Source organism: Actinokineospora terrae (assembly GCF_900111175.1).
In the GTDB taxonomy this organism is placed as follows: Bacteria; Actinomycetota; Actinomycetes; order Mycobacteriales; family Pseudonocardiaceae; genus Actinokineospora; species Actinokineospora terrae.
The window spans coordinates 539,266-544,678 of the sequence record NZ_FOGI01000001.1 but is presented as its reverse complement, the minus strand read 5'-3'; the positions used below and the strand labels follow the sequence as shown (position 1 = coordinate 544,678).

The 5,413-nt window shown below is 71.3% G+C and carries 5 protein-coding genes; all 5 read right to left on the bottom strand.

Annotated elements, in window-relative coordinates; all coding sequences use genetic code 11:
- Positions 1–87: 87 nt before the first annotated feature.
- Positions 88–900, bottom strand: coding sequence for a siderophore-interacting protein (locus BMY07_RS02290; protein WP_177215387.1), 813 nt, complete (start codon positions 898–900; stop codon positions 88–90).
- Positions 901–902: 2 nt separating this feature from the next.
- The gene (locus tag BMY07_RS02285) at positions 903–1,130 is read right to left on the bottom strand and encodes an MbtH family protein (protein WP_092774689.1); all 228 of its coding nucleotides are present in this window, start codon (positions 1,128–1,130) and stop codon (positions 903–905) included.
- A 109-nt stretch (positions 1,131–1,239) separates the two neighbouring features.
- The gene (locus BMY07_RS02280) at positions 1,240–1,977 is read right to left on the bottom strand and encodes an alpha/beta fold hydrolase (protein ID WP_092774947.1); all 738 of its coding nucleotides are present in this window, start codon (positions 1,975–1,977) and stop codon (positions 1,240–1,242) included.
- A gap of 68 nt (positions 1,978–2,045) precedes the next feature.
- Positions 2,046–3,743 carry an ABC transporter ATP-binding protein gene (locus BMY07_RS02275; RefSeq protein WP_092774688.1) on the bottom strand — a complete coding sequence of 566 codons (1,698 nt, stop codon included), beginning with the start codon at positions 3,741–3,743 and terminating at the stop codon, positions 2,046–2,048.
- A complete protein-coding gene (locus BMY07_RS02270) occupies positions 3,736–5,379 on the bottom strand; it encodes an ABC transporter ATP-binding protein (RefSeq protein WP_092774687.1) in 1,644 nt (547 codons plus the stop codon). Before BMY07_RS02270 ends, BMY07_RS02275 begins: the two co-directional genes overlap by 8 nt.
- Positions 5,380–5,413 lie beyond the last annotated feature (34 nt).

Sequence of the window (5,413 nt, the reverse complement as noted above, 5' to 3'; positions counted from 1 at the left end):
CCCCGCTTCACCTCTCCGGCACGGCGTTCACCCGCACCGGGGCGACCTGCTCGGCCCCGGCGCGCTGGTACAGCTGGAAAACCCGGCTCAGTCGTCCTCGGCGTGCCCGCGCCGCCAGTAGCCGCTGAAGTACACCCGCTGCTTGGTCAGGTCGCGCTCCAGCACGAGCAGCGCCCGGATCGACTGCACGGCAGCGGACTCCCCCGCCACCCACGCGAACACGCGCTGGTCGACCGACTCGGCGCGGACCGCGTCGAGCAGCCCGGTCCCGGTGCCCGGCTCGGCACCGTCGCGGTGCAGCCAGGTGACCGCGAGATCCGCCGCCGACTCCAACGGCTGCTCTTCCGCTACCGAGTCGACCTCGACGATGACCCGCACGGGCACTCCGGCGGGCAACGACGCGGCGATACCCGCGATGGCGGGCAGCGACGTCTCGTCACCGACCAACAGGTACGCGGCGGTGTCGGCAGGCGGCGCAAAGCTGCTCAGACAGCCATAGAGGCCAACGGAGTCGCCAGGACGCGCGGACCCAGCCCAGCGTGAGGCCGGACCGGTGTCACCGTGCAGGACGAAGTCGATGTCGATCTCAAGGTCGGCAGGGCGGGCCGCTCGCACGGTGTAAGTCCGCACGATTGGGCGCACGCTCTCCGGTAGATCTGCCAGCGCGTCCCAGAACGGGACGCCATCCGGCACGACGACCTCCGTGTCCGGAGTGGGCGGTAGCAGTACCTTGCACCGCGGCTCCGGCCCGACCTCGGTGTAGGAGGCCAGATCCGGACCGGTCAGCGTCACCCGCAGCGTGTGCGGGGTGACCCGCTCGGTCCTGGCCACGGTGAGCCGGTACGGGCGCAGCGTGTCGCGCCCCGCCGGGCCGCGGCGGGCCGCTCCTGGCGTGGCCACGGTCAGGCGCCTGCCTTGTCGGCGTCCATCCGGGCGGCCAGGCTGCGCGGGCGCATGTCGGTCCAGTTGGCCTCGATGTGGGCCAGCGTCGCGGCCCGGGTGTCCGGGCCGAACACGACCTGCCAGCCCGCTGGGACCGCCACGAACGTCGGCCACAGCGAGTACTGGCCCTCGTCGTTGACGAGGGCGTGGAAGGTGCCGTTCTCGTCGTCGAACGGGTTGGTCGACATCGCGCGCACTCCTCAGGGGGACCGGATTAACCGTTGGTTAGGCTAACCTAATTCGGTCAGGTGGAGAAGTGGTAGCCGATCTCGTGCGGGTTCGGTCACACCGGCGTGATCACCGCGCGGCGAGGAATTCCAGCAGCAGGGTGTTGACCGCGGCGGGCTGTTCCAGATAACCGTAGTGACCGCCATCGGCGACCCGCGCGAACCGGGCCCCGGCGATGGCGTCGGCGACCTCGCGACCCAGGTGCGGCGGGGTCACCACATCGTCGGCGAAGGCGATGACCAGCGTGGACGCGGTGATCCCGGCGCAGATCGAGAGCAGCTCGGGGTCGTCGGCGATGGCCATCTGCGCGATCACGCCCGCGCTCGGCGGCTGGGTGCCGAACTCGAGCACGTCGAGCCATTCCCGCGCTTTCCCGGCGTCGAAGAGCGTGCGCGGGGAAAGGTTCCACAAAGCTGTAGAAGCTGCGTGGAACCGGGCCGGGAGTCGAATTCCCGCTTTCGCCAGCTCCAGCTCACCGGCGTCGAACGCGGCGTGCAGCGCTTCCTGGCGGGAGCGGGTCGCCATCAGCACGAGCCCGCCGACCAGGTCCGGCCGAGTGGCCGCGACCTCGATGGCGATCCGCGCGCCGAGGGACGTGCCGACCAGGTCGAAGCGCGGGAGGTCGAGGTGCGCGGCGAGTGCGACGACGTCAGCGGCCATGTCCGCCACGGTGATGCCGTCCGCGCACTCCGACGACGGCGCGATGCCGCGGTTGTCCACTGTGATCACGCGGTACCCGGCGGTGACTAGAGCGGGTTGCTGGTGCAGGTGCCAGACACGACCGGAGCTGCCAGTGCCCATCAGCATCAAGACAGGGTCGCCGGTGCCCTTGTCGTGGTAGCTCAAACTGATGCCGTTTACCTCGACAAGCGGCACTAACCTGCCCTCTCCTCCTGGACGACCCGCCCTCCGGCGAGTGTGACAACCCGCGGTAGCCGCTGGATGGTGGCCTCGCGGTGCGCGATGACGATGAGGGTACGACCGGTGTGCAGGCGGTCGACCGCGCGCTCCAGCCGGGCGGAGGTCTCCGGGTCGATGTCGGCGGTGGCCTCATCGAGGATCAGCACCGCCGGGTCGACCAGCGAGGCCCGGACCAGGCCGATGATCTGCCGCTCCCCCGCCGACAACCGGTCGCCACGACGGCCGACGACCGTGTCGAGCCCATCGGGCAGCGACGCCACCCAGTCGTCGAGCCCGAGGGAGTGCACGGCGGACACCATGTCCACGCGGGTGGGCGCGGTAGGCGCTAGAGCGAGGTTGTCGGCGATAGTGCCATCGACCAAGTGGACCTGTTGCGGGACTAGGACGAGCTTGCCGCGCAGGTCGGCCTCGTCGAGGTCGGCCAAGTCGACGCCGCCGTAGGTGACCTGGCCGCGGTCTGGGGCGTAGAGGCCGCTCAAGAGCTTGGCCAGGGTGGTCTTACCGGAGCCCGTTTGGCCTACCAGGCCAGCACGGTCACCTTCGGCGAAGGACACCGAGACTCCGTGCAGCACCTCGGAACCGTTGATGTAGGCGTATTCCAGGTCTGATGTAGACAGATCCGCGCGCGCGGGGGCGGCGGTCGCGGTCGCTTGCTTGACCGGGCGCTCGGTAGCGTCGAGCAGGTCGAGCAGCCGGGCCAGGCCGACCCGGGCGAGTTGCAGCTCCGCCAGCAGCTCGGAGAGGTTGAGCACGCCCTCGAACAGGTTCTTGGTGGCCAGCACGAACACCACCACGGTGCCGACGCTGATCTGGTCGGAGGTCACGAACCAGACGCCGAGCAGCAGCAGCACGGCGGTGGAGAGCCCTTCGAGCAGGCTCATGGTCTCCAGCCGGTTCTGCACCGCGACCGTGCGGTTGGCCGCGCGCAGCGCCTCGTCGTTGGACTTGCCGAAGCGGCGCAGCCTGGCGCGCACCCCGCCGCCGAGCCGCAGCGTCTCCCCCGCGGCGACGAACTCGGTGAACTGGGCGGCCATGGTGGCCTCGGCGGCGGCCTGGTCGCCGAAGGCGTCGTCGGCGTCGCGGTCGAACCAGCGCAGCACCAGCACCGCTGCCGGCAGGAACACCGCGAGCAGGATGACCGTGAGCAGCCAGGAGTACACCAGCAGCACGACGACCGTCATGCTCAGCGAGATCGCCGCGCCGAGCAGGTCGGGCAGGCTGGCGCGGACGAACTGGGCCAGCTCGGCGACCTCGCCGGTGCTGCGGCGCAGCAGGTCACCGGTGCGGTGCGCCTCGATGAACCGCAGCGGCGCGCCTGCCAGCCGCTCGACGACCAGTTCGCGCAGGTGGCGCACCACCCGCTCGCCCACCGAGGTCAGCTGCAGCTCGGCGGCGGCGAGCAGCACGAGCCGGGCCACGGTCAGTCCGATGAGGACGAACACGGCGGTCCACAGCCCGCCGGAGTCCTTGCCGAGCACCGCGTCGACCCCGGAGCCGATGACCGGCGCGATGCCGACGACGGCGGCGGTCGCCGCAGCGGTGGTGAGCATCGCCGCGCCGATGCGCCAGCGGTGCGCGCGCAGGTGCGGCCAGAACCGGCGCAGGACACCCTTGGTCGACGGCGCCTCGTCGAGCGTGCGGATCTCAGCCACCGACGACCTCCATGCCTTCCCGGTCGGCGGCGAGCACGATCAGCCGGTCGGCCGCGGCGACCACGGCGGGGCGGTGCGAGACGAACACGATCGCGGTCTGCGGAGACCAATCGCGCAACCGGCGCAAGATGGTCCGCTCGGTCTCGGCGTCGACCGCGGAGGTGACGTCATCGAGCACCAGCACCGGTGGCTTGTCCAGAAGCCCCCGGGCTAACGCGAGCCGTTGGACCTGTCCGCCGGAGAGAGTCTCACCGCGCTCGCCGACCACGGTTTCGTAGCCGTCCGGCAAGTCCTGGATGAACTCGTCGAGCGCGGCCACCCGGCACGCCTCTCTAACCAGGTCTTCGTCGATGTCGCGGTCGAGGGTGATGTTGTCGCGCAACGTCCCGGATAGCACTACCGGGCGCTGTGGCACCACACCGATCCGTCGCCACACCTGCTCGGGGTCGGCGAGCCGCAGGTCGATCCCTCCGAAGTGGACGGTACCGTGGTCCGGGTCGTCGAGCCTGCACAGCAGGCGCACCAGCACGGACTTGCCGGAGCCGGTTGGGCCGGTCACCACGACGAGTTCGCCGGGCGCGGCCAGCAGGTCCACCGGGCCGAGCACGGTCCTGCCGTCGCGCACGGCGGTGACCCCGACGGCCGAGAGCATCCCGGAGTCGGGCAGCGGGCGCGGGTCGTGCGGGGCGGCCACGGCGGGCACGGCGGCGAGGACCTCGGCGACCCTGGCCGCGGCGACTCTCGCCTGGCCGCGGTTGACCAGCAGGTCGACCAGGACGGTCACCGCCACCGTCATGGTGATCATCCAGGAGGTGAAGGCCACCAGCGAGCCCACGGTGATCCGGCCGTCGATGGCGGCGAGACCGCCGACCGCCAGGCCGATCGCGACCGCGAGCCGCAGCAACGCGGGCGGCGCGGAGACCCACCACGCGGAAATCCTGGCGACGCCCAGGGTGTGCCGGGTGACGTGCGCGCTGACCTCGCCGTGGCGGCGGACCAGCACCTGCTCACCACCGAGGCCGCGCACCGCGGCACTGGCCGAGAGCAGGTCCTCCACCGCGTCGGCGCGGTCGCCGTGCGCGCCGGAGAGGCGCTCGTTGGCGGCCCGGTACCGACCGGGGAACTGGGCGTTGAGCAGGCCGAGCAACGGCATCGCGACGAGGAGCACGGTCAGCAGCATCGGGTCGAGCAGCGCCACCGCGGGCACCACGACCAGCACCGTCACCACAACCCGCGACCACCTGGTCAGCCCCTGCACCCAGGCGTTGATCATCTCGGTGTCCCTGGTGACCCGCATGGCAAGGTCACCGCGGCCGAACGGCGCCAGAGCCGCCCGGTCGAGCACCCCGACCCTGGCCGCCAGATCACCGCGCAGCGCGTGCGCGATCCGGTTCGCGGCAAGGTTCGACCACCACTTGCCCGCCACCGCCGCCACCACCATGAGCACCGCGACGAGACAGGTCGTGACCGACCAGAAGACCGTCCGGCCGGAGTCACCCGGCGTGATCCCCTCGTCGAGCCCGTGCTGAACACACCACGGCAACGCGAGCAACGCCGCCTGTTGCACCACCGTGGCGGCCAGGCCCGCTCCGAGCACGGCCCGCTCCCTCCGCAGGCCGCTGCGCAGCAGATCCACCCCGGTGTCCTCCCTGTGGCCGCGCGCGAGTCAG

Bases quoted from the DNA above. Each gene is read 5' to 3' on its own strand.
- BMY07_RS02285 (WP_092774689.1), bottom strand. From the start codon at position 1,130: ATGTCGACCAACCCGTTCGACGACGAGAACGGCACCTTCCACGCCCTC.
- BMY07_RS02280 (WP_092774947.1), bottom strand. From the start codon at position 1,977: ATGCTGATGGGCACTGGCAGCTCCGGTCGTGTCTGGCACCTGCACCAG.